The organism is Nitrosopumilus zosterae (assembly GCF_025998175.1).
GTDB lineage: Archaea > Thermoproteota > Nitrososphaeria > Nitrososphaerales > Nitrosopumilaceae > Nitrosopumilus > Nitrosopumilus zosterae.
In genome coordinates this window covers 265312-292047 of sequence record NZ_AP026695.1, presented here as the reverse complement: position 1 = coordinate 292047, position 26736 = coordinate 265312, and the positions used below count along the sequence as shown (strand labels likewise).

The 26736-nt window shown below is 32.4% G+C and carries 35 protein-coding genes and 2 tRNA genes; 18 read left to right on the top strand and 19 right to left on the bottom strand.

Annotated features, from left to right (window positions below; genetic code table 11):
- Positions 1–24: 24 nt before the first annotated feature.
- Positions 25–321, bottom strand: a complete 297-nt coding sequence (locus OO712_RS01730) for a hypothetical protein (RefSeq protein WP_109876955.1) — start codon at positions 319–321, stop codon at positions 25–27.
- Positions 322–353: 32 nt separating this feature from the next.
- Positions 354–1109, bottom strand: coding sequence for a TatD family hydrolase (locus OO712_RS01725; RefSeq protein WP_225866875.1), 756 nt, complete (start codon positions 1107–1109; stop codon positions 354–356).
- 96 nt (positions 1110–1205) lie between these two features.
- Here OO712_RS01725 and OO712_RS01720 point away from each other — a divergent pair, with 96 nt between their 5' ends.
- Entirely contained in the window at positions 1206–1427 is a 222-nt protein-coding gene (locus OO712_RS01720; protein WP_109876957.1) for a histone family protein, read from the top strand.
- Positions 1428–1537: 110 nt separating this feature from the next.
- Here the strand turns inward: OO712_RS01720 and OO712_RS01715 are convergent, their stop codons facing one another.
- On the bottom strand, positions 1538–1948 hold the full coding sequence (locus tag OO712_RS01715) for a cupredoxin domain-containing protein (RefSeq protein ID WP_109876958.1): 411 nt from the start codon (positions 1946–1948) through the stop codon (positions 1538–1540).
- Positions 1949–2023: 75 nt separating this feature from the next.
- Between OO712_RS01715 and OO712_RS01710 the strand changes: the two genes are divergently transcribed.
- A complete protein-coding gene (locus OO712_RS01710; RefSeq protein ID WP_109876959.1) occupies positions 2024–3775 on the top strand; it encodes an AIPR family protein in 1752 nt (583 codons plus the stop codon).
- Positions 3776–3939: 164 nt separating this feature from the next.
- A complete protein-coding gene (locus OO712_RS01705; protein WP_200829073.1) occupies positions 3940–4107 on the top strand; it encodes a hypothetical protein in 168 nt (55 codons plus the stop codon).
- Here the strand turns inward: OO712_RS01705 and OO712_RS01700 are convergent.
- Entirely contained in the window at positions 4104–4685 is a 582-nt protein-coding gene (locus OO712_RS01700) for a hypothetical protein (RefSeq protein ID WP_109877023.1), read from the bottom strand. The two genes, OO712_RS01705 and OO712_RS01700, sit on opposite strands and share 4 nt — an antisense overlap.
- 105 nt (positions 4686–4790) lie before the next feature.
- On the opposite strand from OO712_RS01700, the gene OO712_RS01695 reads away from it, so the two are divergent.
- The gene (locus OO712_RS01695) at positions 4791–5051 is read left to right on the top strand and encodes a winged helix-turn-helix domain-containing protein (RefSeq protein ID WP_048115213.1); all 261 of its coding nucleotides are present in this window, start codon (positions 4791–4793) and stop codon (positions 5049–5051) included.
- A 3-nt stretch (positions 5052–5054) separates the two neighbouring features.
- Here the strand turns inward: OO712_RS01695 and OO712_RS01690 are convergent, their stop codons facing one another.
- Positions 5055–5267: a hypothetical protein gene (locus tag OO712_RS01690; RefSeq protein ID WP_109876960.1), complete on the bottom strand. Its 213-nt coding sequence runs from the start codon at positions 5265–5267 to the stop codon at positions 5055–5057.
- A gap of 61 nt (positions 5268–5328) precedes the next feature.
- On the opposite strand from OO712_RS01690, the gene OO712_RS01685 reads away from it, so the two are divergent.
- The gene (locus OO712_RS01685; RefSeq protein WP_109876961.1) at positions 5329–5517 is read left to right on the top strand and encodes a hypothetical protein; all 189 of its coding nucleotides are present in this window, start codon (positions 5329–5331) and stop codon (positions 5515–5517) included.
- Between the two features lie 206 nt (positions 5518–5723).
- Here the strand turns inward: OO712_RS01685 and OO712_RS01680 are convergent.
- Positions 5724–5797, bottom strand: a tRNA-Thr gene (locus OO712_RS01680).
- Positions 5798–5850: 53 nt separating this feature from the next.
- Here OO712_RS01680 and OO712_RS01675 point away from each other — a divergent pair.
- Positions 5851–7149 carry a phosphomannomutase gene (locus OO712_RS01675; RefSeq protein WP_109876962.1) on the top strand — a complete coding sequence of 433 codons (1299 nt, stop codon included), beginning with the start codon at positions 5851–5853 and terminating at the stop codon, positions 7147–7149.
- On the top strand, positions 7133–8080 hold the full coding sequence (gene thiL, locus OO712_RS01670; RefSeq protein WP_109876963.1) for a thiamine-phosphate kinase: 948 nt from the start codon (positions 7133–7135) through the stop codon (positions 8078–8080). The genes OO712_RS01675 and thiL overlap by 17 nt, the downstream gene beginning before the upstream one ends.
- Positions 8081–8083: 3 nt before the next feature.
- On the opposite strand, the gene OO712_RS01665 is transcribed toward thiL, so the two are convergent.
- Positions 8084–8404 carry a hypothetical protein gene (locus tag OO712_RS01665; protein ID WP_109877024.1) on the bottom strand — a complete coding sequence of 107 codons (321 nt, stop codon included), beginning with the start codon at positions 8402–8404 and terminating at the stop codon, positions 8084–8086.
- Between the two features lie 117 nt (positions 8405–8521).
- On the opposite strand from OO712_RS01665, the gene OO712_RS01660 reads away from it, so the two are divergent.
- A complete protein-coding gene (locus OO712_RS01660; protein WP_109876964.1) occupies positions 8522–9022 on the top strand; it encodes a 30S ribosomal protein S11 in 501 nt (166 codons plus the stop codon).
- Here OO712_RS01660 and OO712_RS01655 read toward each other — a convergent pair.
- The 3 genes from OO712_RS01655 to OO712_RS01645 are packed head-to-tail and all read right to left on the bottom strand — an operon-like array spanning position 9019 to position 11188.
- Entirely contained in the window at positions 9019–9330 is a 312-nt protein-coding gene (locus tag OO712_RS01655) for a hypothetical protein (RefSeq protein ID WP_109876965.1), read from the bottom strand. The genes OO712_RS01660 and OO712_RS01655 overlap by 4 nt on opposite strands.
- Positions 9327–9743 carry a DNA-binding protein gene (locus OO712_RS01650; protein WP_109876966.1) on the bottom strand — a complete coding sequence of 139 codons (417 nt, stop codon included), beginning with the start codon at positions 9741–9743 and terminating at the stop codon, positions 9327–9329. Before OO712_RS01650 ends, OO712_RS01655 begins: the two co-directional genes overlap by 4 nt.
- A complete protein-coding gene (locus OO712_RS01645) occupies positions 9740–11188 on the bottom strand; it encodes an RtcB family protein (protein WP_109876967.1) in 1449 nt (482 codons plus the stop codon). The genes OO712_RS01650 and OO712_RS01645 overlap by 4 nt, the downstream gene beginning before the upstream one ends.
- 127 nt (positions 11189–11315) lie before the next feature.
- On the opposite strand from OO712_RS01645, the gene OO712_RS01640 reads away from it, so the two are divergent.
- Positions 11316–11516 carry a hypothetical protein gene (locus tag OO712_RS01640; protein WP_109876968.1) on the top strand — a complete coding sequence of 67 codons (201 nt, stop codon included), beginning with the start codon at positions 11316–11318 and terminating at the stop codon, positions 11514–11516.
- Positions 11517–11594: 78 nt separating this feature from the next.
- Complete coding sequence (locus OO712_RS01635; RefSeq protein ID WP_200829074.1) at positions 11595–11735, top strand: hypothetical protein; 141 nt, start codon at positions 11595–11597, stop codon at positions 11733–11735.
- A 26-nt stretch (positions 11736–11761) separates the two neighbouring features.
- On the opposite strand, the gene OO712_RS01630 is transcribed toward OO712_RS01635, so the two are convergent.
- Entirely contained in the window at positions 11762–12187 is a 426-nt protein-coding gene (locus tag OO712_RS01630; RefSeq protein WP_109877025.1) for a universal stress protein, read from the bottom strand.
- A gap of 116 nt (positions 12188–12303) precedes the next feature.
- On the opposite strand from OO712_RS01630, the gene OO712_RS01625 reads away from it, so the two are divergent.
- The 3 genes from OO712_RS01625 (at position 12304) to purB (ending at position 14512) form a co-directional block, all read left to right on the top strand.
- The gene (locus OO712_RS01625; protein WP_109876969.1) at positions 12304–12765 is read left to right on the top strand and encodes a CBS domain-containing protein; all 462 of its coding nucleotides are present in this window, start codon (positions 12304–12306) and stop codon (positions 12763–12765) included.
- A 6-nt stretch (positions 12766–12771) separates the two neighbouring features.
- Positions 12772–12993: a hypothetical protein gene (locus tag OO712_RS01620; protein ID WP_109876970.1), complete on the top strand. Its 222-nt coding sequence runs from the start codon at positions 12772–12774 to the stop codon at positions 12991–12993.
- Positions 12994–13150: 157 nt separating this feature from the next.
- Positions 13151–14512, top strand: a complete 1362-nt coding sequence (gene purB / locus OO712_RS01615) for an adenylosuccinate lyase (protein ID WP_109876971.1) — start codon at positions 13151–13153, stop codon at positions 14510–14512.
- On the opposite strand, the gene OO712_RS01610 is transcribed toward purB, so the two are convergent.
- Positions 14505–15260: an asparagine synthase C-terminal domain-containing protein gene (locus tag OO712_RS01610; RefSeq protein ID WP_109876972.1), complete on the bottom strand. Its 756-nt coding sequence runs from the start codon at positions 15258–15260 to the stop codon at positions 14505–14507. The genes purB and OO712_RS01610 overlap by 8 nt on opposite strands.
- Before the next feature lie 74 nt (positions 15261–15334).
- Between OO712_RS01610 and OO712_RS01605 the strand changes: the two genes are divergently transcribed.
- The 3 genes from OO712_RS01605 to OO712_RS01595 all read left to right on the top strand — a co-directional run bounded on the left by OO712_RS01605 (position 15335) and on the right by OO712_RS01595 (position 18819).
- On the top strand, positions 15335–15610 hold the full coding sequence (locus OO712_RS01605; RefSeq protein WP_109876973.1) for a 4a-hydroxytetrahydrobiopterin dehydratase: 276 nt from the start codon (positions 15335–15337) through the stop codon (positions 15608–15610).
- A gap of 67 nt (positions 15611–15677) precedes the next feature.
- Positions 15678–16493 carry a 6-pyruvoyl trahydropterin synthase family protein gene (locus OO712_RS01600; RefSeq protein ID WP_109876974.1) on the top strand — a complete coding sequence of 272 codons (816 nt, stop codon included), beginning with the start codon at positions 15678–15680 and terminating at the stop codon, positions 16491–16493.
- Positions 16494–16500: 7 nt separating this feature from the next.
- The gene (locus OO712_RS01595; RefSeq protein WP_109876975.1) at positions 16501–18819 is read left to right on the top strand and encodes a valine--tRNA ligase; all 2319 of its coding nucleotides are present in this window, start codon (positions 16501–16503) and stop codon (positions 18817–18819) included.
- An 8-nt stretch (positions 18820–18827) separates the two neighbouring features.
- On the opposite strand, the gene OO712_RS01590 is transcribed toward OO712_RS01595, so the two are convergent.
- From OO712_RS01590 to OO712_RS01570, 5 genes are read right to left on the bottom strand one after another with little or no spacing between them, the layout of a single operon-like run.
- On the bottom strand, positions 18828–19514 hold the full coding sequence (locus tag OO712_RS01590) for a hypothetical protein (protein WP_109876976.1): 687 nt from the start codon (positions 19512–19514) through the stop codon (positions 18828–18830).
- Between the two features lie 2 nt (positions 19515–19516).
- Positions 19517–20632 carry a hypothetical protein gene (locus OO712_RS01585; protein ID WP_264953767.1) on the bottom strand — a complete coding sequence of 372 codons (1116 nt, stop codon included), beginning with the start codon at positions 20630–20632 and terminating at the stop codon, positions 19517–19519.
- A gap of 57 nt (positions 20633–20689) precedes the next feature.
- A complete protein-coding gene (gene pdxT, locus OO712_RS01580; RefSeq protein WP_109876979.1) occupies positions 20690–21307 on the bottom strand; it encodes a pyridoxal 5'-phosphate synthase glutaminase subunit PdxT in 618 nt (205 codons plus the stop codon).
- Positions 21304–22272, bottom strand: a complete 969-nt coding sequence (gene pdxS, locus OO712_RS01575; RefSeq protein WP_109876980.1) for a pyridoxal 5'-phosphate synthase lyase subunit PdxS — start codon at positions 22270–22272, stop codon at positions 21304–21306. Before pdxS ends, pdxT begins: the two co-directional genes overlap by 4 nt.
- Positions 22273–22302: 30 nt before the next feature.
- The gene (locus OO712_RS01570; protein WP_109876981.1) at positions 22303–22836 is read right to left on the bottom strand and encodes a hypothetical protein; all 534 of its coding nucleotides are present in this window, start codon (positions 22834–22836) and stop codon (positions 22303–22305) included.
- Positions 22837–22926: 90 nt separating this feature from the next.
- Between OO712_RS01570 and OO712_RS01565 the strand changes: the two genes are divergently transcribed.
- Positions 22927–23080: transfer RNA gene (locus tag OO712_RS01565), tRNA-Trp, on the top strand.
- A gap of 12 nt (positions 23081–23092) precedes the next feature.
- Here OO712_RS01565 and OO712_RS01560 read toward each other — a convergent pair.
- Entirely contained in the window at positions 23093–25357 is a 2265-nt protein-coding gene (locus OO712_RS01560) for an aconitate hydratase (protein WP_109877026.1), read from the bottom strand.
- Between the two features lie 155 nt (positions 25358–25512).
- Here OO712_RS01560 and OO712_RS01555 point away from each other — a divergent pair, with 155 nt between their 5' ends.
- Complete coding sequence (locus tag OO712_RS01555) at positions 25513–26145, top strand: hypothetical protein (RefSeq protein WP_109876982.1); 633 nt, start codon at positions 25513–25515, stop codon at positions 26143–26145.
- A gap of 12 nt (positions 26146–26157) precedes the next feature.
- Here OO712_RS01555 and OO712_RS01550 read toward each other — a convergent pair whose 3' ends face one another.
- Positions 26158–26721 (bottom strand): hypothetical protein, encoded by a 564-nt coding sequence (locus OO712_RS01550; RefSeq protein WP_109876983.1) that lies wholly within the window; start codon positions 26719–26721, stop codon positions 26158–26160.
- Positions 26722–26736 lie beyond the last annotated feature (15 nt).

Genomic DNA, 26736 nt, shown 5'->3' with positions numbered 1-26736 from the left:
ATTCTAAAATTAATACTTAATTTATTATTCTATTTTTTCTTCAGGTGTTACTTCTGTAACGGTTTCAGGTGCTTGAGATTGAATTTCCTCATCTTCTTGTTCTTCTACACGCGAAGATTCAATTCTAGATTGTTTGAATTTTTCTTCTCGGATCTCTTTTTTGATAAATTTTGTAATATAACCTGCAACTTCGTTTTTCAAACCTTTAGAACGAATAATAGAAATTTGATCTAGTGCTTTTTTATTATTGGCAAAATCCTCACCAAATTTAGATTTATGATCTACTAATACTTCGTATGAAAGACGTTTGATTCTATCCAATAGTCGTTTTAAGAATGGAGGGTATTTTATACCTATATTCCAAGGAATGAATTTGAATTTTTTTCCAATAAAAATGACATTTCATCAAACGTTTTTCCTAGAATTTTTGAGGCACAAAATATCACACTAGGTATGAAAGTTACTTGTCCAGATTTCATTTCAAAACACCTAGAGAATTTTACTGGACCATCTGTTTCAACAAGAATTTTTGATTCATCTGTGACAGATACTAAAGTTTGTTTATCATTTGCATAAACCATGACTGGTCCATAAGATACAAAAAATCCCATATCCATTGCTTTTGTGAGTTGTTTTTTACTGCCATCAAACCAATGAAGTAATGCATGTTTAGTGCTAAAGGATGTCATTATTTCAAAAACATCGTCAAGACTTTTTCTTGAATGAATAGAGACTGGCTTGTTAAATTTTTCTGCAATTGACAATAAAGTTTCAAAAACATGTTTTTGTTTTTTTTCTTCTTCAGGACTATGCACGTAAGTAGGATCTAAGCCAATTTCTCCAATTCCAGAAATATGAGTAAAGTTATTTTCTATCAAATTGATCATTTTTTCAAGATCATCATTCGCACATTCAGGATGAATTCCAATAAAAGGTAAAACAAGATTACTTTTTTGTGCTAACTTTAAAGTTTGTAAAGAATTTTCAACATTCGTTGAAACACAACATGCTTTGATTTTTAGATATTTCATTTCCTCTAAAATAAATCCAATATCTGATGCATATGTTGAATCAGACAAGTGTATGTGAGAATCAATATACCATGTCATTTCTTTATCAATTCTTAAAATAGTCTGTATAAATCGATTCCTTAGTGATATTTTTTCACTCATAATCTTTTTTCGAGAAAAATTGAAACAGAATTCATGAGATCATCAGAACTTGGATTATCTGCAATGTATAGAATTTTGAAAAAAGCTGGAGCTGAAAGAGTAAGTGATGAATCAGCAGATGAATTAAGAAGGGCTATTGAAGAGATTGCAGACAGTATTGCAAAAAGTGCCGTAGATATGGCTTCTCATGCAGGTAGAAAAACGGTAAAAGGTGAAGATGTGAAGTTGGCTTCAAAGCCATTTAACAAATTCTAATCTAAAGAGTTTAATTGTTCATTCTGTGTTTTTTAAAACGGTACTCTGGCAGAACGGTTATGCGTGAGCCTGCAAAGCTTATACAAGGGGGTTCGACTCCCTCGGGTACCTCATTCTACTATTACTTGTCCCTTCATCCAAGGATGAAGAGTACAAAAATAATCATATGTTCCCTCATTATCAAAAGTAAGAGAAAAGGATTCAAATGGATCTAAATATCCACTATCAAAAAGTTCAGTAGGTTCATTGTAAAAACCAGAAGTTACACTATGAAATGCTGAATCCTCATTTATCCATGTTACCTGTTTGCCTTTTTCAATGAAAATTTTAGAGGGAATATAGCAAATGTCTTTTACCTCACATCCTGGACGTGAAACTTTTGTAGGCATAATAATATCACCTTTTAAAATCACATCAGACGTTTCTTGATTTTCATCATCAGAATTGTTTGAAAGAGAGGATGCAAGAATTGCAATTAATGCTACTCCAATTACGCTCAAAATAGTTATTTTTTTTATCATAAAACATCACATCCAAAACAAAGTTATTACATAATTACCAAATTCTCTAAATATATAACATATTAGAAATTTCAATTGACTCACAACGGAAATGGATTGTTAGAATACATTCCAGGTTCACATACCCTTTTAATACAAAAAAACTCTAGTCTACCTCTTGAAGGATTTGCTGAAAATATTCGAGGAAGCATTCATGAATATGCAGAAAATTCAAAAAGTGATGTAGAAAAAGGAAATAATTTTCTTCAATGGGTTCTAACAAGAGTTTTTGAAGCCACAGAAGATGATGCGGCAGATGCAATTGTGGATGGAGCAAATGATCTTGGGATAGATGCCTATCTACCTGTAGATTTTTCAGACAATACAATCAGATTATTTCAATCAAAATATGGCACATCTCATTCATTAGAAGCAATTGCAAAATTCAAAGAAGACGCAAAACGATTATTTGCAAAAGATGTAACAAAAATGAGACCTGAATTAGCCCAGCTTGTAACAAAAATTAAAGAAAAAAATCTAAAGATAAAATGCTGTTATGTCACTGATCAGAAAGTAGAATACGAAGATGAATTAATTGAGATCATAGATGAAGAAAAAATAATTCAAAAATTATGGGACAGAATAAAAAAACCAGCAGCAGGAAAAAAATCATCAATCAAATTAGAGAGAATGCTCAGACATGAAAATACAATATTAGGCATTCTAAAATTAAGAGAATTAACTGAATTTGTGAATAAAAGTAGGGATTATGTTTTTGAATCAAATATTAGACAATGGATGCAATTCAAGACTACAGTTAACAAAGGATTACGTGAGACGCTGCAAAGTAATCCAAGTAAGTTCTTTTTTTACAATAATGGAATCACTATTGTAGTTAGTGACTTTACAGAATTGGGAGAGAATTTGATTGAGCTTCATGCACCCCAAATTGTCAATGGTGCTCAAACATCAAACTCAATTCTAGATCATGCAAAGAGAACAAAAAACATGGAAGGTTCCATGACAGTTACAATAATCAAAGCAAATGATGAACAAGAACAAAACAACATTACAAAATATAGAAATTCTCAAAATTCTGTCAGAGGAAAAGATCTTGTTTCGTTGATGGATTTTCATAAATCAATCAAATCGCAGTTAAGAAACTGCGGATATTTTTATGAAATTCAAGCAGGTTCTTTCGATACCAAATCAAAATCTAAACAATGTGAATATGAAGGAGATTTAATTTATAATAATTATCTTCCAGACAATCATAAAAAAGTCATTGTTGCCAAAGATGCAATTCAATCTTTAGTTGCAGGAATTGAACAAAGACCTACAGAAGCTTATAGCTCACCAGCTCAATTTCTTCCGAGAGGGAGCAAATATGATGATATTTTTAATGACAATTTAAAAGATGATTACAGACTTTTGCTGTATCCATATCTTGTCAAAGAATTTGCAAAAAAATCATTAAAGTACGGAAAACAAGGAGGACACAAAACAAAAAGATATGCAACATTGTTTTTTGTTGCAGTTTATTTTAGAATAATTCATAAGAAAATTCTTGAATCAAAAGGAGATTATAAAGGAGATATTAGAAAGTTGGAGCCTATTTTTCGCAGTTTCAAACTAAATTCTAGAATTTTAAAAATCACAGATATAGTGGTTACTAAATTTCTTGAGGACACTGTCGTAGATGATGAAATTGAATTAGCCAACACTAAACACAATTTCTTTTCTCAACATGTCTGGAATGATACGATGCTACGCGTTATTGATAAAAAAATTAGACAAGAAGATGATGAAATCACAGCATTAAAAAAACTAGCAAATAGTTTATTTTAATTTTGAAGGTAGAAGCCCAACCAAGTAAAAATCTTGCAGGAGGTTTACATTGGTCAGGCTATCTACCTAAATTTAGTAAAACCCAGTGATATTTAACATAATTTTTTATGAGTAGTGTTTTCTACGAGAATGTTTTTTATATCGATTAGAAATACCAGAAACACTTGGTGTCAAAAGAAAAATGCGCTATTTGTAGTGGAAAAATTCAACTTAGATTCAAACCAATGAGTGAATGGGGAATAGAAGGTTTGATTTGCGGAAATTGCTATTCCAAAAAAATTAATGAACATTATCCAGGAGAACATATTAGAGTTAACAAACATTTGGATTAGATTTTTGAATATTTATTTACATTAAGACAATTCCATGCAAGAGGATCATCTTTTACATCATTTTCTTCTAAAAATTTTATATCAGTGGTGGTTTTTTTTCTTTTCAATAAATTTATTTGAAAGCTAGAAAATTTTTTACAATCACAATTGTTGTAAAGACATACATCATTATCATTTTCATCATGATCCTGAGCTTCATGACTGCAATCACATAAAGCATCTTTTTTTACATCATCAAGAGATTTTTTTGCATACACTCCTAATCTAACATATGCTTCACCGCCATGTCCTTTCTTAAATCGTTCATAATTTTCAGATTTTGGCAATATTTTGAAAAAAGATAGGTTGGTATCAGGCTTTTGGGAATCTGATCCCATAATGAACCAATAATTATCACCAATTTCTACAAATCGTAGTTTGATAGATGGATCTACCCACCAATGGATCGTATCGTGCCAAATAGACGCAGATTCTTTTCTATCAGTAAATAAAGGAACAACATTCATTCTAAGGTCATAATATCTATATGCGACACCTACAAAATCATCAAACCATGGTATGGATGATTGGGAAGACAATGCAGACAAATCAACCTAGAGCTTATTTATCTGATCTGAATTAATGGTAATACCCTTATATCTGAGTTTCAAATTATGTATGATATGGTTTCATACAGAACTAGTATGCAAATAGTTGCCGATTTACTGACAGCTACAGAACAGTCAGGACAGGAGGGTATCAAGACAACTTCGCTTCTTACAAAGGCAAATTTATCACATTCAAGATTATCCAAATTCTTGCAGAATTTAACAGGTGCAGGATTAATTAACAAAATTGAATTTGATGGAAAGAATACTTTTGTAATTACACCAAAGGGAAGACAGTATTTGGAATCATATGCAAACTTTTCAAGTATTGCAGAATCTTTTGGATTAGAACTTTAAAATCTATTTTCTAGATCTTCGTTTAGCATTAGCTTTTTGTCGTTCTTGTTTTTCTTTGTAAGAACTGTAAACTAAAATAATAATTATTCCTGCTATCGCTGCATAAAATAGTGGAATAAGGGGAGGATCTCGAACTTGTCCTGAAGATGGTTCAATAAACGCTACAGGGATTGTCACAACCATAAAAATTAAGATTATTAGAAGATATTTATCCACAAATGGTTTGGTTTACAAAACCATATATCTTTTTGATATCACATGATTACAATAGAAGATCATGGTAAAAATACTTGAAATGATAGGTTTAGTTCTTGTAGCAATAATGTCGCTTGGGTTTGTAGGGGTATTCGAACCATATGGGATAAAAAATGGCACATCAGAATTATTTTGGGGTTGTGCTGGAGGTACACTTTTGATAATCATATATAGAAAAATGAAAAGAAAACAAGATGAAAAAGAAGAGTAGATATTTTAGAAATTGTTAAGAAATGATCAGTAATTATTCAACCGACAGATCTATAAAGGACGATTCAATGTATTTTATCAGGGGAGCATGACGGAACAAACAACACAGTGGTGGGAAGGTTTAGGAAAAGAATTAGAAATAGATATTGAAGCCTTTGATGAATAAATATTTAAAAAATGAAATTGATTTTAAAAATAACAAAACAAAGCCCTGGATGGGGTACGAACCCACGACCTAACGCTTACGAGGCGTTCGCTCTACCAGGCTGAGCTACCAAGGCACTTTTGGATAAATCCATCAGAGTTAATAAAAAGCCTTTCCGAGTTGGATTAATTGAAGAAAACAATTTCTGGAGTGAGAGGAATATTTGGAGAAGATCTCAATCTAAAAGATGTGTTAGAATTTTGTAATAATTTTTCAAGTTTAATCAAATCACAAAAATGTGTAATTGGAAAAGACACCAGACCTTCAGGCTCTATGATAAAAAATACTGCCAGTGCAGAACTGATGAAAAATGGAATTAATGTGTATAATTTAGAAACTGTACCAACCCCCGTAGTTTTTAGAGAAGCAAGAAAGTATGGTGCAGGGTTGGTAGTTTCTTCGTCTCATAATCCAATAGAATGGAATGGAATGAAATTCATTATTGAAGGAAGAGGAATTAATGAACATGAACTCCCTAAAATAATTGAGCATCAGGAAAATTCAAAATCAAAAATTGGAATTGAACAGGACATTACATCAACATATATCGAAGACGCAAAAAAAATCATAGGAGACATTGAGAATTCTCCAGATATAGTGATAGATGTTGGCGGAGGCGCAGCAAAGGGATTTGCGCCAGATTTGCTAAGGACATCAGGATGTAATGTAGAGGTATTAAATGAAGATCTTTCACAATGTTCTAGAGGACCAGATCCTACATCAGATGAATTGTTCGAATTAATTGCAGCATCTATGAAAAAAGAAATTGGATTTGCATTTGATTTAGATGGAGATCGCTTAGTAGTAGTAAGAAATGGAGAAAAACAAACTCCAGATGTAACATTAGGATTGGGAGTCGCAAAATCTCTTGAATTGGGATACAAAGATTTTGTTTTGAGTATCGATACAAGCGTTTCAATAGAAAAATTCATCAAAGAAAAAGGGGGTTCTGTTAAAAGATCAAAAGTAGGAGAAGCGAATGTCATAGAAATGATGCTTAAAACTAATGCTCAAGCAGGAGGGGAAGGAAGCAGTGGAGGTTTTATTTTACCGGAATTCAACTATTGTAGGGAAGGAATCTTGACAAGTGGTTTAATTGCATCCATGTTAGGAAGTCCAAAATTTAATGAAATATTAAATTACATGAAAAATTATTTTCAAATTAGAGAAAAAACTAATGTGGATTCAAATTTTCATGATAAAGTAATAGAAGAGATAAAAAATAAATTTTCAAAAGAATATTCTGAAGTAAACACGCAGGATGGAATTAAAGGAATTATTGACGAAGACAGCTGGATTTTGATCAGAAAATCAAATACTGAAGACATCATAAGAATTTCTGCAGAATCAAATAATGAAGACAAATGTAAAAAAATTACAAAGAAAACATTAGAAATAGTGAAACAAAGTTATGATAAAGTTAGATGAATCTTCAATAATCAAAATTTTTCAAAAGGGATTAGGAAACAATGAATTTGTTTCTGAAGATGTAGAAATATTCAATTTAGGAAAAATCAAAATCATATCTAAGACAGACACATTAGTAGAAAGTACAGATATCCCACCTAAAATGAAATTAACAGATGCTGCAAGGAAAAGCATAATTGCATGTGTAAGTGATTTTGCAGCTAAAGGAATAAAACCAGAATATGGAATAATCTCAGTAAATTTACCAAAAAAGATTTCTCGTTCAAAAATTTTAGACATTGTAAAGGGTTTCAAAAAAGCATCTAGTGAATATGGAATAAAAATTTTGGGTGGAGATACAAATGCAGGTAAGGAAATTGTGTTCAATGTAACACTTTTTGGAAATTCAAAGAATATAGTAACTCGAAAAGGTTCTAAAAAGGGAGATCTGATTTTTGTAACTGGACCGTTTGGATATACATCTGTTGGATTAGATTTGCTTCTTGGTAAAAGAAAAGAGAGTGGAAAATTTGCAGTAAAATCAATAAAATCGATGATTAATCCAAAACCAAAGCTCAAATTTGGATTAAAAAATAAAAAATATTTTTCATCATCAATGGATTCCAGTGATGGATTATCTACAACTCTAAATGAAATGTCAAAACAAAGTAAAAAGAAATTTCTAATCAACAATATACCTGCAGGTAATGATTTAGAAAATTATGCAAAATCCCATAAATTAGATTTGAATTCGTTAGTTTTTCATGGAGGAGAGGAATATGAATTTGTATTTACAGTATCGCCAAAATATAAACAAATTATTATAAAAAATGCCAGATCACTTAAAACACCGATTATACAAATTGGGCAAGTAACTTCGGGAAAAGGGGTATTTGTAAAAGCAGAAAAAGATTATGTGACTCTAAAAGATTTAGGTTGGAAACATTTTTGATGGCTATTCACCATAGGAAAAATTGCGATCAACATTATTTACAATGTTAAATATTGAATCGGCAGGAAGAACAGAAACACATTCTTTAATCCACACATCATCAAGATACATCAATCGTTTCATATCAGACTCAAGAAGATCTTCAGGATTTGAATCAGGATAAAGTGAGTGAATTTTATATCCTTCATTAGCAATCTGTTGACATTTTTCTTCAAGAGGGGATAAAACATCTTCATTGAGCGGTATAAGAATTTGAAACATTACAGAACCTACCAATGCAACGGTTATTCCAATACCAATTGCCAATACGAGAATTGATGCCATTAAAGAAAACATGATAGAAATAGTATATGAATAATCATCATTTTCTAGTAAAGTAACCAAATGTAGGCAAAGTTAGAAAATCAATGTTTTTTAAACCCTTTAAGGTGTGAGTAGACATTGTCAGAAATCGAAGCACAGGTTGAAGAAGTTTCAGTTGAAGAGGCAGAAATACCAGTTGAGGAAGTAGAAACTGACGTAGAAACTAAAGCTCAACCAGAGGCTAAGAAAGAAGGACCTGATAAATGGGGAATTGCCCATATTTACAGTAGTTACAATAACACAATTATTCACATGACTGATCTTACTGGTGCAGAGACTGTTGCTATTAGTTCAGGCGGAATCCATGTTAATGCCGATAGATATGAATCATCACCATTTGCTGCAATGAAAGCCGCAAATGCAGTGGTAGAATCTGCAAGAACCAAAGGATTTACAGGATTTCACATAAGAGTTCGTGCGGTTGGCGGAGTTGGTTCCAGAGTACCGGGTCCAGGAGCACAAGCTGCGATTAGAGCTTTGGCAAGAGGCGGATTTAAGATTGGAAGAATTGATGATGTAACACCTATTCCTCATGATACCACCAGAAAGAAAGGTGGAAAAAGAGGAAGAAGAGTCTAGTCAGACAATTTTATTTTAACATTACATCCTCTAGAAAGAAAATAATCTGTCATAAACTTCGTAAATTTTTGTGGGGAACTGCTCCATTGGTATTTTTCTATCATATCAGAAAACTTTTCTTCAATACCAGTTTGGAATTCAGGTTTAAAAGCTAGTTTAAAAAAAGTCCATCCAAATTTTGAAGAGGGTTCGCTAAGAGCATATCCATTGTAACATGCCAGAAGACTTTCCATGTGTGAGAGGGATTTTTTAATTGACAAGAGATCATCAATGTAGTTTTTTGTTCCGATTTCTAAAACAATATTCATTCTTCATCACTATTTTGAGATGATTTGCTACTAAGTTTGTCACTTAATGATACAAATTTCCCATCTTGTTCAACATTGATTTTAGTTTCCATCCTAACATTGAGTCCGACCGATCTAAACAACATCAATAATTTTCCGCCATCAAGTGTTTCATTAATTTCACCTGTTTTAATTAATTCAGATAATTTTTCTACAATAAGTTTTGTTTCATTTGGAAATTGGGTTTCAGCGTTTTCTAAAACTTCTAATCCTCGAAATCCAAGAATTTTTACAAGTGAATCTCTAGGTTTCGTAATAATTTTCTTTTTAGTGTCTGGAGATTCATTAGTCGCTTGTCTGGAAGAAATATTTTTTTGCATTTCAGCAAGTCGTTTTGCCTTTAATCTTTCAAGTTCAAAATCTTCTTCGCTCAACCTTTAATCACACCAATAGGCACTAATTTTGCTACTTTTGTGGCTATTCCTAAATTATGGGATACGTTAACTACTGCATCAACATCTTTGTATGCTTGAGGAGTTTCTTCCACAACCCCATCTCGTGTTAATGCTTTGATAAATATTCCCTGGTCATTAAGAGACTTTTTAACATCATTTTCAGTATAGTTCCGTCTGGCTTTAGATCTAGACATTGTCCTACCAGCACCATGAGCAGTAGAGCCAAAACTCAAATTCATAGAATTTGGTTGACCAAGTAAAATCCAGCTTGAAGTTCCCATAGAGCCAGGAACTAAAACAGGCTGGCCTAAATCACGATATTTGGAAGGAATCTCTTGACGGTTTGCAGGAAATGCTCTAGTTGCACCTTTTCTATGTATAACAAGTTTTCTTTCCTTTCCATCAACATTGTGTTTTTCCACTTTTGCAATATTATGGGCAACATCATAAACTAACTTCATATCAAGATCAGATTCTGTTTGGTGAAATACACGTTCAAAAGAATTCCTAGTCCAGTGAGTGAGCATTTGTCTATTACTCCATGCAAAATTTAGTGCTGCAAACATTGCTTTTCTATAGGATTCACCTTCTTCAGAGTTGTTTGGAACACATGCAAGTTCTCTATCAGGCAAATCAATATCATATTTTTGCATGGCTTGTTCTGAAACTCTAAGATAATCACTACAAACTTGATGACCAAAACCTCTAGAACCACAATGAATTAAAACGGTTATTGTTCCTTCTTTAATTCCCATTCTGTTTGCAGCTTCTTCATCATGTATTTCTGAAACCTTTTGCACCTCAAGAAAATGATTTCCAGAACCCAAGCTACCAAGTTGAGGAGCACCTCTTTTCCTTGCTTTATCAGAAACTTTGTTTGGATCAGCATTTTGAATTTGCCCATTTTCTTCACAAACATCTGAATCATTTGATGAGCCATAACCATGATCAATTGCCCAATTCACACCTTTAACCAAAACCTCATCAAGTTCTGAATGAGTAAGTTTTACAGCACCTTTAGAACCCACTCCTGAAGGAATAGAGCTGAAAAGATCATTTACAAGTTCTTTTAGTTTAGAACGAACTGTTTGTTCATCTAAATTTGAACGAAGTAACCTAACTCCACAATTGATATCATATCCTACACCACCAGGGCTAATCATTCCCTCTTCAGCATCCATTGCGGCTACACCACCTACTGGAAAACCATAACCCTCATGTCCATCAGGCAAAACAACACTATGTCCCACAATTCCAGGAATTGAGGCTACATTTCGTGCCTGCATAATAGTTCTATCAGATAACATTTTTTGTAATAATGGTTCATCAGCGTAAATCCTAACAGGAACTTTCATTCCAAAATTTGAATCGACATCAATTTGATATTGGTTTTCTCCAATTTTTCTTGGTGTAGTAGAAGACATGAGTATTGGTAAAAATTCTTTTCAATCCAATTTAAATCATCAGAAGAATCGAAATGAGATTTTGAAAATAAGTGTGAAATATGAAATGGATGATCCAATTTATCTATGATAAAATAATTCATTCTTTGTGGCAAGAAAAAAACTAACTGAAAAAGAAATTGAACAGCAAAAGGAAGAACAAAAAATTAGAGCAGAAGCTTCTCGTGCTGCCAGACGAAGTGGAAAAAGTATCAAACCTGAAGGGAAGGTTACAAAATCAAAAGCAAAGACACAAGAGGCCAGATCATCGAAGAAAAATGCAGCTGTACGAAAAAGATCAAGAAGTTAGAATTCCTTCAAGGTTAGAAAAAGGATTAATTTAGAATCAAAAGATTAATGAGTCGAATATTTTTGTGATAAAATATTCATGAAAACTGAAAAAGAAATTGAGGAATATAGAAAAGAAATTGAAAAAAGATTGGTAGAATGTGGTTCTATGGATGCTATGAAATATTATCAAGGTGTTCTTAGAGCATTAGATTGGACAATAACAGGAATAGATGTTTAAAATCTAAAGATTTTTTTTATGATAACTTATTTTATTATGAGTACAGGTTTTTTGGATTTATGAAGTACGTAATTTGATGTACTTCCTAAAAAAATCTCTTTTGCAGCACCCATACCTCTAGATCCGATTACAATAAGATCAAAGTTGTGTTTTTCTGCTGTTTCAACAATTCTTTTTCCGTCATCACCATATGTTACTCTGTCAAAAAAGAGAATTCCTTTTTGTGCTGACTTTAACTTGGCTTTTTTCATAATTTTTTGGGCATTATCCAATAAAATTTTCTCTAAAGGAGTGATTGGATCATTAGTTCGAGGTTTAGCAATTCCTGCAACATACAAACCAGTTATTGTTGCATGGCATTCTCTTGCCATATGAATAGCAAAATCAAGACCTCGAAAAGAATTAGAAGAACCATCTAAAGGAACAAGAATTTTCTTAATTTGAGTCCCCATAGTCAAAATCTAGAGAATTTTTTATTTAAATTTAGTTGATATTGCCTAGGATGATTTTCATCTTTGATATTCTAGGCGACTATAAAATATGTAATTATAGAAAACATATTTGTAAAATGACAGATGCAAAAACAACAACAATAGCAGACGTAATGACAAAATCAGTAATTTCTGTGGATGCATCGTTAACAGTGAATGAAACTGCAAAAATGATGGAAGATTCTAAAGTTGGGGCAGTCATCATCATGGAAGATAACACGCCAATTGGAATTGTTACGGATAGAGATTTTGCGGTAAAAGTTGCAGCTCATGCATATCAAATCAGCACTCCAATAAAACAAATTATGTCATCACCGCTATTTTCAATAAATTCAGATGAATCAGTTAGAGCTGCAGCAGATTTGATGCATGATAGAGGCATAAGAAAATTACCTGTTATTGATGATGGTAATATAGTTGGAATAATTACAGCATCAGACATTGTTAATTTATTAGCAGTTTGTGTTGAAGAGGATATCAAAGACATGTATTTTCATTCTGTAGCAAAAATTTATTCAAATTATAGTCCATATAATTAAAAAATCATGGCAATACCATTAATTGTATTAGTCGGGATTCCAATTTTTCTCGGAATTGTGTATGTAACGCCATTTGATCAACCAGAAGAGATTGAAAAAGATGTAATTTCAGAAGAACCAGATATGAGTATTTTATATTTTATTTTAATGGGTATTTGGACACTTTATTTAATCAAAATCCTCTTTCAGATAAAAAAAGGAAATTTCAAGGCAACCCAGAGATACTAGTATGAATACTGCACCATATTGGAACAAAAAAGTGTGTGCTGACTGTAAGAGAATGAAATGTAAGAAAGGTTGTTTGTGTGATTGCCATGAATTACGAGATAGAGTGAATTAATCGTTCACAAGTAGATTTATTTTCGGTGTAAAAAGAGTAAGATTATTGGCAATTTTACCTATTGATAGTGGTCGTTATGGAACAAAAGAAATGTTGATTATTTTTAGTGAACAGAAGAAAGTGGATTACCAACTAGAGATTGAAGGAGCAGCTGCAATTTCACAAAGTGAGATAGGGATGATCTCAAAAAGTGTAGGTAAAGAAATATTCAAAATTGCAGTGTCTGGAAAAATTTCGGCTAAAAGAATTAAACAGTTAGAAGTAAAAAGTGATCATGACACTGCAGCTCTTGTAGAATCATTAAGTGAAAAATGTAGTAAAAATGCCAGACCATGGATACATTATGGATTAACAAGTAATGATTTGGTAGATACAAGTAACTCAATGCAAATGCGAGATGCATTACAAATCATTGAACCAAAGGTTGCAAAGATGGCATCAATTCTTGCAAAAAAAGCAATAAAATACGAAAAAATTCCAGCTGTTGGAAGAACTCATGGACAGCATGCAAGTATCATATCATTTGGATTAAAATTTGCAAATTGGGCAGCTGAAATGGCAAAACATGTAGAAAGAATAGAAGAAATTAAAAAGAGAATTTTAATTTGTAAGACATTAGGGGTTGTTGGAACAGGATCACTAATGGGTGCAAAATCACTTGAGGTACAAAAAAGAGTAGCTAAAAGATTGAAATTATTTCCAGCAGAAGTTACAACACAAGTCATTCCAAGAGAAAGATATGCAGAATATGTATTTGAATTAGCACTAATTGGAGCAACTTTAGAAAAAATTGCAATAGAAATTAGAAACTTACAAAGAACAGAGATTGCTGAAGTAGCAGAACAATTCAAGAAAGGTCAAATGGGAAGTAGTGCGGTTCCTGTTAAAAGAAATCCAATCAAAAGTGAAAGAGTATCATCATTATCTAAATTAGTAAGAAGTCAAGTTGCGGTTTCTTTTGAGAATATTCCATTATGGCATGAACGGGATCTGTCAAATTCAGCTAATGAAAGATTTGTAATTCCAACAGTATCCATTTTGGTTGATGAAATGCTTGAAACCATGACTAGAATTGTTTCAAACTTGATGGTTAATGAAAAAAGGATTGTAGATAATTTGTACATAACCAAAGGACAAATTTTTGCTGAATTTGTCTTAGAAGCACTAATCAAAAAAGGAATACCCAGATTTGTAGCATACAAGGATGTTCAAAGAGTTGCATTTGAGGCAAATGATAAGGGAATGCAGTATATCGATGCAATCAAAAAGGACAAAGCATTTTCTTCAAAATTAACTGATAAAGAAATTGATTCAATATTTTCACCAGAAAAACATCTGGGTGCATCTTCTGCAATTATAAAGAATGTAGAAAAATCTGTTCAAAATACAATTAGAAAATTCATCTAGTTTTTAGCAAGGCTTTATGAATTTTTGATCCATATTGTAATGCTTTCTTTCGTTTTGTGCAAGAAAGTTCTGGGACTTTAATGTCACTTGCTAATTTTCTTATGATGTGTTTTCGGTACAAATCCTCAGAATCATGAATTTTTTCAGATATCGGGATAGTTTTTGCATACTCGATAAATTTTGAAGAGAGTAAAGGTTGAAGTATTTTTACTCCAAATTCAGATGCGATGAGATTCACGGCCTTCATCATTTTTAATTCATTGTTTAATTTTGTAATCATTACCTCATGAATTTTAGATTCTCCTTCTGAAAATGCTTCTCTATAGGCGTTGTAGCCACAAAATAATTCATCTATACCATTAGCTGTAATTACAGTATCAAGTTCTAGTCTATTTGCCAGTTTAGAAACATAATAAAATGCAATACAGTTTTCATTCCAAGATAAATTTTCGGTTTGTATTTTTTGTTTAATTTTTAAAGAAACATCAGGAAAAGTTTTAGAATCAATTTCTAGAATATGATGAGGGTATTTTAGATATTCGTTGACTTGCTTGGCAAATAAAATATCATGTGATTCAGAAAATCCAATCGTCAATAAAACAACATCATAATTCATGTTGTAACAGATTTTTGAAATTAATGTACTATCTACACCTCCTGAAAATGCAATTCCAATTTTCTTTTTTTGAACAGTCTCGGAAATAGAATCTTTAATATTTTCAAGTAATTTTTTATTCAATTCATTCATAGCCATTACAACACAAACTCCATAGGAAGGTATTGAATCAATCTTTTAATTTAACGTTATATTAAGACAATTCAATGCGACTATCGCAATTAGAAATTGATGAACAATTAAAGAATTTGCCCGGTTGGATCATTGTTAACGAAAAATTACATAAAGAATTTAAATTTGAAAATTTTAACCAGGCATTTGGTTTTATGACTAGAGCAGCTATGGAGATTGAAAAAATGAATCATCATCCAGAATGGTTTAATGTATACAATCGAATCACCATAGAATTAACAACACATGATGCTGGAGGAATAACAAAAAATGACATCAATCTTGCCAAAATCCTAAATTCCTTAGCATAGATTTAATGAGGAATTTTAGGACCATCATTACAGAATTTATATTATATCCAAAGCCAGATGACTTCAAATGACAGCAAGTCCGACAATTTTAGATTCAGATTTTAGATATATCGATAAAAAGGGTAATTTGCTCAAAACGAGAACTGAATTAACAGTAGCTCAAATGCTAACATTTCTTGAAGAAGAATACCAATACAATCACAAGATTATATTAAAAAATGGAATTGAGGTCTCAGTAGATTTTAAAACTGAAAAAGGATTGATCGAAGTAATTGATACTGATGAAGATATTGAAAAATACAAGCAAATCAAAGAAGACTTTCCTCAAGAAAAAGTAATGGCAATAGGCCATGCAAAATATGTTGCACAGATTAAAGAATTACAAGATGTGGTATTTTATGATAAAACACCACAAACAGGTTCAATATTTTTAGAAGATGCATCTTTCTCATTTGATTATGCACATATTCTTCCATTGGTTGAAAAATGTTCTATTTTACATGGACATACATCTTCGGTAATGGTTGAACTTGTAGGGCAGATGAAAGATAACTTACTTTTAGATTTTGGAGAGGCTAAAAAAATCATCAAAGAAGTTGTAAATGTATTTGATCATAAATTTTTTATCAACAGAAAATATCTAAAGAAAGAAGACGATTCACATTACCACATTCAATTTGAAGGTCCCAAAGGAATGTTTGAATTACAAGTTCCAAAGAACACAACCTATCTTTTAGAAGGAGAAGCTACAGTAGAGAATCTGTCAAGTGAGATTATAAAATTATTAGCGCCAAAAATGCCATCGAATGTAGAAGCAGTAGGTGTTTACATCTATGAAGGTTACAATAAAGGATCTCACATCATTTCAAATATTTCAAGATAATTAAGAAATGGAACCTAAAATATCAGAAAAAGCATGGAATCCAGAATTAGAGAAGGAAATTCTAAAACAATGGGAGAATGAAAAAATTTATGACTTTTTACCAACTGAAGACAACTATACCATAGATACTCCACCACCATATCCTTCAGGAAGGCCATGGCATATCGGAGCAGCTGCTCATTATTCACAAATTGATATGATTGCACGCACAGCAAGAATGGCAGGAAAAAATGTCTACTTTCCTATAGGGATTGATAGAAATGGATTACCAGTTGAATTGTACACTGAGAAGAAACACAATATCAGAATGAGAGAAACTGACAGAGGAGAATTTCTGAATTTGTGCAGAGATGCGTTAGACGATTTAGAAGCTGAAATGGTTCTGATTATGAAAAGTTTGGGGATTAGTGGAGATTTTGCAAATTATTACCGAACAGATTCAGAAGAATACAGAACGCTAACACAATCAACATTCATCAACTTGTGGAAAAAAGGACAAGTATATCTTGCAAATAGACCGAATAATTATGATTGGGTATCTGGAACAACAATTGCAGATGCAGAAATCACATACGAGGATCTATCTACAAAATTAGTGTACATGAAATTTAAAATTAAAGACACAGACCAAGAAATAATCATTGCAAGTACAAGACCAGAATTACTCTGTGCATGTAGAACAATCATTGTAAACCCTGAAGATGAAAGATACACTAAGCATATAGGAAAAAAAGTAATTGTTCCAATTACTAATGCAGAAGTTGAGCTACGAACACATCATTCTGCTCAGCAAGAATTTGGTTCTGGTGCAGTAATGGTATGTAGTTATGGTGATCAAAATGATGTTGCATTGTTTAGAGAACTAAAGTTAGAGGAGATTGTGGCAATTGGATTAGATGGAAAAATGACCGAGGTTGCAGGAGAATATACTGGACTGAAACCAAAACAAGCTAGAACAAAGATCATAGAAGACTTGGAATCTAGAGGATTTGTAGAAAAGATAGAAGAGATTAGTCACAGAACACCTGTTTCAGAGAGAAGTAAAACACCGATTGAAATTATCCCAATGGAAGAGTATTATCTTAAACAAAAAGAATCAGTTGAAAAAATAAAAACGCTTGGACAGGAAATTGAATTTTATCCACCAATGCATAAGCAAATTCTAATGAATTGGCTAGAATCTATCAATATTGACTGGCCAATATCTAGAAGACGGTATTATGGTACTGAAATCCCAATATGGTACTGCAAAAAATGCTCAGAACCACACATTCCTGAGCCTGGAAAATATTACAAACCATGGAACGAAGAATGCCCAATTAATAATTGCCTCAAATGCGATTCAACTGAATTTGTTGGAGAGGAGCGCACATTTGATACATGGATGGATTCTAGTGTATCACCATTATTCATTAGCAAATACAACAGGGATGATGAATTTTTCAACAAGGTATATCCTACATCAATAAGACCTCAAGCGAAAGATATTGTCAGGACATGGTTATACTATACGCTACTTAGGTGTGAGCAACTTACAGGGAAGAAACCATGGAACGAAGCTTGGGTAATGGGGTATGGTCTTGACGAAAAGGGAATGAAGATGAGTAAGAGTAAAGGAAATGCGATTGATCCTTTGCCTGTAATTGAAAAACTGGGTGCGGATACTTTCAGATTTTGGAGTGCAAGTGAAATCAATCACGGGTATGATTTTAGATGTAATGAGCAAAAAATAGAATCCACCAAAAAATTTCTCAGTAAATTGTGGAATGTCTCAAGATTTTTGTCCAGTTTTCCAGTTATTGAATCCGGAAAAACTACTGCGTCAGACAAATGGATTTTATCAGAATTAGACAAGCTAGTTAAAGAATGTAAGAAAGGATATGAAGAATATAATTTTTTCATCCCAGCAATTGCTATTAGAGAATTTACATGGAATTTGTTTGCAGCACACTATATTGAAATGGTCAAAGCAAGAGCGTATGGAATAGGATTCTCTGATGAAGAAAGAGATGGAGCAATCTTTACTTTACATAAAACATTGTCAACCATTTTGAAGTTATTAGCGCCAATAACTCCATTTATCACAGAACATTTGTGGAAAACTTTGTATTCAAAAGAAAGTATTCACAAGCAAAAGCAAATCGAAGCAGAAAACCTTGAAGAACAAAGTAGCATTACTAAAGAAATTATTGATTTTAATTCAAAAGTATGGAATGAGAAAAAATCTCAGAGTCTATCATTAAAAGATTCAATCAAGGTAGAAATTCCAGAAATTTTGGAACCGTTTAAGAAAGATTTGAAATCCATGCATAATTTGTTGGATTAAGAGCCTAGTTAGACATCTAAAATACCATTGGTTACCAAATATTGAATTCCTTGAATAAAGGCAGTATCATCAATTTGTCCATCAGCCCACCATCCTGCATTATTCTTAATCCATGATGGGATTTTATTTCCAGATGATACTCCAGATTCAGTTTGAGGAATAGCCATTATTCCCTCAGTAATCAAATATTGAATTCCTTGAATAAAGGCAGTATCATCAATTTGTCCATCAGCCCACCATCCTGCATTATTCTTAATCCATGATGGGATTTCAGGTTCTGTTGAAAACGGATTAAATGCATTTGTTCCAATAATATCAATTACAGAGTCACCAGAAAAAAATGGAATTACAAGTGTTCTAGAGTTTGAATCAGAATTTATTTCTACATAATCAGTTTCAAATCCATCAACTAAAATGAAAAAAACATCATCAGATGCATCAAATTTTGCATCTAAAAGATTTCTCGGAATTGTAATTTCAAAAGTACCATCCGATGATGTATTCATTGTTATGAGTAATTCTATAAAATCAGGATCTAAGAAAATTGATTCAAGAATTCCATTTTCAATATCATAATGGACATCAAATGATTCAACAGATACAGTATCCTTTTCACCAAAAGAGAGTGAAGGACATGAAATTAATAAAATTGAGAGAATAAAACCAAGTGAAAAAAATAAATTTTTTCTAAGCATTGTTAATTCCCGCTAACACCAATAGATTCATTTAATTCAACAGTAATTTCATCATCCGTTGAATCATCAATTGTTAAAACAGTTCTAGTTAAAGTTCCAGTTCCATCTAAAAACCACATGCCAGAAATTTTGCTTTGAGGTCCTAGAATCGAAACTTGTGATGAATCATCAATATCACCTATAGGGGAATCAGCACTTAATGAAATTTTGAGGGTAGAGTGAACTTCTTCAATAACAGCATCTTCCAAGAATGCAAGAATAACTAATGAATCTTTAACACCAGAATCTCCAGAAGTGATGGTTCTAGCTTTACCAAAACCACAATTGTAAGGAACATTATCCACAAGAATGTGACATTCTTGTAATTCTAATTTTAGATTTGATTTACTCTTATCAAATATCTTGAAGATCATATTACCTTCAAGAAATGATGATTGCGTATTGTTATGAATTCCTGTTGCAGTTACAGAATCAAAAACAAGTTCATAAGTTTCATTTTTAGTGGATGAGCTAATCTTATCACCTAAATAATCACCATCATTAATTTTCTCAAGAATCCTTTGCGTTCTAAAATCTAATTTTTCTTGTTTTTCCTCAAGTTTTTTACGGATTTCTTCTGATTTTTTATTTATTTCATTGTCTAGATTTAATGCAGCAGTTGAAAATTTTTCTGTATCACCTGAAAAATCAGAATTGAATCGGTTGAGATATTTTTCTTTGATTTCCCTCAATTTTTCTTCATATTTGTTTATCTTTTCAGATAATTTTTCTTCAAGTTTTTTTCTATTAGAATCTAATTTAATTTTCTTTTCTTCTAGTTTTTGTTTTCTTTCTTCAGCTTTTTGTTTTTGTTCTTCTTGTTTTTCTTCTAGTTTTTGTTTTCTTTCTTCAGCTTTTTGTTTTTGTTCTTCTTGTTTTTCTTCTAGTTTTTGTTTTCTTTCTTCAGCTTTTTGTTTTTGTTCTTCTTGTTTTTCAATTTGTTTTTTATATGCTTCAGAATCTTCTCTACTTACAGAAAGATTATCTTCAGCAAAGGAATCCTCAATAGAAAATATTCCAAAGGAACCACCCATCAAAATAGCGATTAAAACACCAAACAACACAAATTTTTCATTCATTTTATAGCTCGACTAGTCAATGATTAAAAAGAATTGCTTACAAATCATCATTTTTTGTTAATTTTTTAATGATTTTACAAGATTGATAAAATACTTGTGTAATGAAAAATCTTTAGTAAGTTCAGGATGAAAAGACGTACCAATCACATTGCCTTTTTTGACTGCAATTATGCGATCGTTGAATTTTGATAGAATTTCTACATCAGATCCAACATCCGAAACAGAGGGAGCTCTAATAAACACGCCAGTGAATTTTGGAATGCCTATCGAATCTAAAGATACATCAGCTTCAAAGGATTCTTTTTGTCGTCCAAAAGAATTTCGCTCTAATTTAATATCAAGAATATTCAAAAGAGGTTGATCAGTTTCGCCAATAATTCGATCACTTGCAGAATTTGATAGCATAATCATTCCAGCACAAATTCCAAGTACAGGCATCCCATTTTCAATTTTTTCTTTTAGAACCTTTAGCGAACCATTTACTAAAGAAAGTTGGCCAATGGTAGTACTTTCACCGCCAGGAATTATCAAGCCATCTAATTTTGATATTTCTTCAGGTGTTTTGACACCGAGCACTTTACCATCGATTCCTAATTCATCTATTGCAGCTTTAACTGACAAAAGATTTTCTTGAACATCACCTTGTATAGATAAAACACCTACATTTAGACTCATGATGAGCCTCCACGATCTTGCATACGTAATTCTAATGTTTTGACATCCAAGCCTATCATAGATTGTCTTTCATCTATCATTTTTTGAGCTTCTTTGACTTTATCAGATTCATTCCAAAAAGTAGTAGCTAAAACTATTGCTCTTGCTCTTTCTTTGGCATCGTCTGCATTAAAAATTCCAGAACCTACAAAAATTCCATCACATCCAAGAGACATCAAATATGCAGCATCAGCAGGAGTTGCAATTCCACCAGCAGCAAAATTTACCACTGGCAATCTACCAAGTTTTGCAGTTTGCTGAACAATATCATAAGATACTTTGAATTCTCTTGCAATTCTAACTAAATCTTGATTATCTCCAGAATCATAAATTGCTTTAATTGTTCTTAATTCATCATTGACTTTTTTAATATGAGTAACAGCTTCTGCAACATTTCCAGTTCCAGGTTCCCCTTTTGTTCTAATCATTGATGCACCTTCTTCAATTCTCCTTAAGGCTTCAGCCAAAGATCTAGCACCATTGACAACAGGTGTTGTAAAATCCCATTTCCAAATATGATGAAATTCATCAGCAGGAGTTAGAACTTCTGATTCATCTATCATATCAACATCAGTTTCCTGAAGAACTAATGCTTCATTGACATGGCCAATTCTACATTTTGCCATTACAGGAATTGTTACAGAATTCATTATTTCTTCAATAATTCTAATACTTGCAGTTCGTGCAACCCCACCGGCTTTTCTGACTTCGGATGGAAGTTTATCCAAAACCATAACAGATACTGCTCCAGCTTCCTCTGCAATTTGAGCTTGTTCTACAGTTGTAACATCCATCACCACTCCATTTTTTAGCATATGGGCAAAACCACGTTTAACAGTTGATGAACCACGTAAAGTGTTAACAGAGTTTATTTTATCTGAGATTATTCCTTTAGCATCAAATCGTTCACCAGATAATGGAAGCATATTCTAATTTTCACTAAAGACTATTTGTACCTATTCACCAATTTGAGAAATTATCTGATCAAGTTCTGATTCGACCATAGTGATTATTGGAGGAATAAAATCAGATGTTGCATTCTGTTCAGGCCAATGAATTTGATTTACGTGTCCATTGAGAGTAATTTTCACATTTGATTTTTGATACTCGGTTACATTTTCTAGTATAGAGAATGATTCAGAAGGAATTGCAATAAAACCAGTTTCTTTGATCAAGGCTTTTAGTTTATCCAGTTTGTCTTTATCCAGTTTTGAACGAATATCAGGTTGGATGTATCCATGTTCTGTTACAGAATACTTGACATCACCATCATTTTTTATAGAAAGAATTTCTGTTTTTTGGGCTCCAACTCGCTCCGTAATCCCATATGATATTTTCTTTAATTGATGTTTTGTATATTCAATATCAATTTTATCAAAAGAATGTGCAGCAGATATAGGAATTTCATTTTTCGTAAGTAGTGGAACTGAAATTAAAAGCGCCACAATTACAGGAATTGCGCCTAATGCAAAGTAAATTGGTTTGATCATGATAAACTAACAATTACAAATTGATGTTGATTGCAAATAAATCTTGGTTAAAAATAACTTAAAATTCAAGTCTTTTTCATTCTTGTTTGTGGGGTCGTAGCCTAGCCTGGTAGGGCGACAGTGTCTACGAAAAAGATCACCGCTAAGGGCTCCAAAGGTTAACTAAGCTAAACTGACTCACGGATGATGTAAGTTTGGAGCTGTAGTGACCCGTAGGTCGCCGGTTCGATTCCGGTCGGCCCCACGTAAAATTTCATTACCTGTTTCTTAGAACGTTTAGTGCAGAACCAGCTTTGAACCATTCAATCTGAGATTTATTGTACGAATGGTTTAGCAAAATTTCATCTGTATTTCCATCATTATGAGAAATAATACATTTTACTTGTTTATGTGGTTCCAACTCATTTAATTTAAGAAGACTAATTTTATCATCTTCCAGAATTTTTTCATAATCATCAGGATTACTAAATGTAAGTGCCAAAATTCCTTGTTTTTTCAAATTTGTTTCATGAATTCTAGCAAGGCTTTTGGTGATTACTGCCGCACATCCCAGATATCTAGGAGACATTGCAGCATGTTCTCTACTACTGCCTTCTCCATAATTATTATCACCAATTATCACCCATCTCATTTGTTTTTCTTTAAACTGTCTTGCAATCTTTGAAAATGATTCAAGTTGGTTATTGAGAATATTCTTACCTTTACCAACCTCGTCATTAAAGGCATTAACTGCTCCCAGAAGCATGTTATCACTGAGATTGTCTAAATGTCCTCTAAGGGATAACCATGCCCCAGCAGGAGAAATATGGTCAGTCGTACATTTTCCTTTAGCTTTTACCAATATTGGCAAATCTACAAAGTCTTGTCCATTCCATTTTGAAAAGGGTTCTAAAAGTTGCAATCTTTTACTGTTAGGATCAATAATTACTTCAACATCATCTGAATTTTCAGGAGGTGCAATAAAAATTCCTTCAGGAATCTTGAAGCCATTTTCAGGAACTTCTGGTGCAGGTTTTGGAGGATCTAGTTTGAATTTTGTTCCATCAGATGCTGTAAGTTCATCTTTTAACGGATTGAAGGATAATTTACCTCCTAAAGCCAATGCAATGATCATCTCAGGACTTCCAATAAAATTCAGAGTATTACGATGACCATCATTTCTTCCTGGAAAATTTCTGTTAAATGTAGTAACGATAGTATTTTTCTCTTCATTTTTTAATTCAGGCCTATTCCATTGTCCAATACATGGACCGCATGCATTTGCTAGAACGGTTGCACCAATTTCTTTAAGAGAATCCATTTGACCATCTCGTTCAATAGTTCCACGAATCTGTTCAGAACCAGGTGTAATTAATAGCGGAATTTTTGATTTGATTCCTTTTTCCTTTGCTTGTTTTGCAATACTTGCAACTCTAGACATATCTTCGTAAGATGAATTTGTACAACTTCCAATTAGTGCAACAGATATTGGATCAATGTAATCATTTGATTTTACATCATCGCCTAATTCTGAAATTGATCTTGCTAAATCAGGAGTATGAGGCCCAACAATATGAGGCTCCAATGCAGAAAGATTAATTTCAATTATTTGATCAAAAAAGTTTTCCGGATTGGATTCAATTTCAGGATCAGCAACAAGTAATTCTTTATTTTGATTTGCTAATTCAGCAATTTTTTCTCTGTTTGTATATTTTAGATAAGTTTCCATTCTTTCATCATATGGAAAAATTGAACAAGTCGCTCCAATTTCTGCACCCATATTTGTAATAGTGGCTTTTCCAGTACAACTAATAGATTTTGTACCAGGACCAAAGTATTCAACAATTGAATTAGTTCCTCCAGAAACAGTTAGTTCTTCAGCAACTTTTAAGATAATATCTTTAGGTGCTGTCCACCCATTTAGTTCCCCAGTTAATTTAACACCAATTTTTTTTGGATAAAGTAATTCCCAAGGTAATCCTGCCATTGTTTCAGCTGCATCCAATCCACCTACACCAACTGCAATCATTCCCAATCCTCCAGCATTCGGAGTATGCGAATCTGTCCCAATCATTAATCCACCTGGAAATGCATAATTTTCAAGAACTACCTGATGTATGATTCCAGCACCGGGTTTCCAAAAACCACATCCATGTTTTGCAGCAGCTGATTGTAAAAATTTGAAAACTTCACTATTTTCATCAAGAGAAACCTTCATGTCAACATCGCCTTGAACTTCAGCTCTTATCAGATGATCACAGTGAACAGTTGTTGGTAAAGCTGACTGTTTTAATCCGGCCTGCATAAATTGAAGCATTACCATTTGACCTGTAACATCTTGTAATGCAACTCGATCAGGTTTTAGAAAAACATAATCTTTTCCACCAGCAATAGTATTGTCAGGAATTTCATAAAGATGTCCAGATAAAATTTTCTCAGTAAGGGTTAGAGGTCTTCCTACAACTTTTCTATATTTTGCAATATTTTCTTTTATTTTTGAATAAACATTTGAAACAAGTTCAGGAGTAGTATCGATGTTCACAAAAAACATGGAGTTTTTCCTGAATTTAATATTTACAATTAAAAATTAATTAAAAATGATGAAATAGGCGCAAAAATTCCTTAACAATTATAAGCGAAAAGCATGTTTTATTTCATTGTTGGGGAGTAGTATGTTTTTTGAGGTGAATTGTAAATATGGTCAATAAGGGTTTTCCAAAATTTGGAATGTCACAGGCAGGGGCGTTTGTTGCTGCATTAAAGAATTACAATCTACCAGATTTTATTCTAGTTTTAATTGCTAAAGAATGTAAATCAGATCTGCTTGAAAGAGGTAGAATTGATGACAGATTACAAAGTATGAATGATGATGCTTTAGAATTATTACACAAAGTTTTTGTTGGTTGTGAGGAAGATAACGCTGGAAAATATGCACAATATAGATTCTACGCATATGTTTCTAGTATGTATCATAAATGTGAGGTTTTGGTTAATGAAACAATTCCTGGTGCATCAGGAAAAAATCACAAGATTCCTGTTGCAGTAAAAAATAATGGAATGTATATTTCAGTTGCATATAACAAAGCAACAGGCAATCCTGTTAACAAAAAAGAAACCATTAGATTTTACGATATGGTTGATGACATTAAAAAAGGAGATCATGGAACAATGTTAGCTGATGCAATTTACGGCTCTTCAGTGGGATTTAGAGGAGATGCACTAGTAGAACTCGAGAACCTAAGTAAATCGAGAACAAATGATCCTGAAAATAAATTAGATTTCAAAACAGCTAACTTTGAAAACAATATTTATTCTGTAACAAAGTGTTAATTTAAAAAATATTTACAAATTTAATTGAGAAGTATCCATTGTTAGAAACATGGGTTTATCATCAGTTTTTTGAAAGTCTTCACCGTATTGTTCAAACTCTAATTGTTCAAAGAGATGTTTTGTCCAAATATCATGTACTTCTTGTATGAATTTTTTGTGTCCAAGAATTCGTAAAAACTCGTGAAGTAAAACATGAGATACACTGGTACAATTTTTCTCTGCAAGAAATAATGGATCATTTCCTTGAAGTGGTTGCCAATATACCAATCCGAAATTTTCTGCATTATATCCATCACAAGTGCAATCAGTCCACAGTGGTTTGAAATGTGTTAGGTAAAAATGATAAATGTCTTTTCCTCGTTGTTCATGATCACGGATAAATGTAGGAATATCTAGTCTTTGAAGAATACTTCTGGGTGTAGTAATCAATTCATCACATTGAATTTCATAATCTCGTCCAAATTTTTCTTTAATCCATACTTTGTAAAATTGACCCATTTTCTTAATATATTCAAACTCGAATTTTCGTTTTTCACGATCTTCTTCTTTTATGACAAAAATAAAATGTAAAATCATAATAAGAAAAAAGGG

Coding starts and splice junctions, on each gene's coding strand:
- OO712_RS01725 (WP_225866875.1), bottom strand. CDS start 1,109: ATGACATGGTATATTGATTCTCACATACACTTGTCTGATTCAACATAT.
- OO712_RS01720 (WP_109876957.1), top strand. CDS start 1,206: ATGAGATCATCAGAACTTGGATTATCTGCAATGTATAGAATTTTGAAA.
- OO712_RS01715 (WP_109876958.1), bottom strand. CDS start 1,948: ATGATAAAAAAAATAACTATTTTGAGCGTAATTGGAGTAGCATTAATT.
- OO712_RS01695 (WP_048115213.1), top strand. CDS start 4,791: ATGCAAATAGTTGCCGATTTACTGACAGCTACAGAACAGTCAGGACAG.
- OO712_RS01685 (WP_109876961.1), top strand. CDS start 5,329: ATGGTAAAAATACTTGAAATGATAGGTTTAGTTCTTGTAGCAATAATG.
- thiL (WP_109876963.1), top strand. CDS start 7,133: ATGATAAAGTTAGATGAATCTTCAATAATCAAAATTTTTCAAAAGGGA.
- OO712_RS01665 (WP_109877024.1), bottom strand. CDS start 8,404: ATGGCATCAATTCTCGTATTGGCAATTGGTATTGGAATAACCGTTGCA.
- OO712_RS01655 (WP_109876965.1), bottom strand. CDS start 9,330: ATGAATATTGTTTTAGAAATCGGAACAAAAAACTACATTGATGATCTC.
- OO712_RS01645 (WP_109876967.1), bottom strand. CDS start 11,188: ATGTCTTCTACTACACCAAGAAAAATTGGAGAAAACCAATATCAAATT.
- OO712_RS01635 (WP_200829074.1), top strand. CDS start 11,595: ATGAAAACTGAAAAAGAAATTGAGGAATATAGAAAAGAAATTGAAAAA.
- OO712_RS01630 (WP_109877025.1), bottom strand. CDS start 12,187: ATGGGGACTCAAATTAAGAAAATTCTTGTTCCTTTAGATGGTTCTTCT.
- OO712_RS01625 (WP_109876969.1), top strand. CDS start 12,304: ATGACAGATGCAAAAACAACAACAATAGCAGACGTAATGACAAAATCA.
- OO712_RS01620 (WP_109876970.1), top strand. CDS start 12,772: ATGGCAATACCATTAATTGTATTAGTCGGGATTCCAATTTTTCTCGGA.
- OO712_RS01610 (WP_109876972.1), bottom strand. CDS start 15,260: ATGAATGAATTGAATAAAAAATTACTTGAAAATATTAAAGATTCTATT.
- OO712_RS01605 (WP_109876973.1), top strand. CDS start 15,335: ATGCGACTATCGCAATTAGAAATTGATGAACAATTAAAGAATTTGCCC.
- OO712_RS01600 (WP_109876974.1), top strand. CDS start 15,678: ATGACAGCAAGTCCGACAATTTTAGATTCAGATTTTAGATATATCGAT.
- OO712_RS01595 (WP_109876975.1), top strand. CDS start 16,501: ATGGAACCTAAAATATCAGAAAAAGCATGGAATCCAGAATTAGAGAAG.
- OO712_RS01590 (WP_109876976.1), bottom strand. CDS start 19,514: ATGCTTAGAAAAAATTTATTTTTTTCACTTGGTTTTATTCTCTCAATT.
- OO712_RS01585 (WP_264953767.1), bottom strand. CDS start 20,632: ATGAATGAAAAATTTGTGTTGTTTGGTGTTTTAATCGCTATTTTGATG.
- pdxT (WP_109876979.1), bottom strand. CDS start 21,307: ATGAGTCTAAATGTAGGTGTTTTATCTATACAAGGTGATGTTCAAGAA.
- pdxS (WP_109876980.1), bottom strand. CDS start 22,272: ATGCTTCCATTATCTGGTGAACGATTTGATGCTAAAGGAATAATCTCA.
- OO712_RS01570 (WP_109876981.1), bottom strand. CDS start 22,836: ATGATCAAACCAATTTACTTTGCATTAGGCGCAATTCCTGTAATTGTG.
- OO712_RS01555 (WP_109876982.1), top strand. CDS start 25,513: ATGGTCAATAAGGGTTTTCCAAAATTTGGAATGTCACAGGCAGGGGCG.
- OO712_RS01550 (WP_109876983.1), bottom strand. CDS start 26,721: ATGATTTTACATTTTATTTTTGTCATAAAAGAAGAAGATCGTGAAAAA.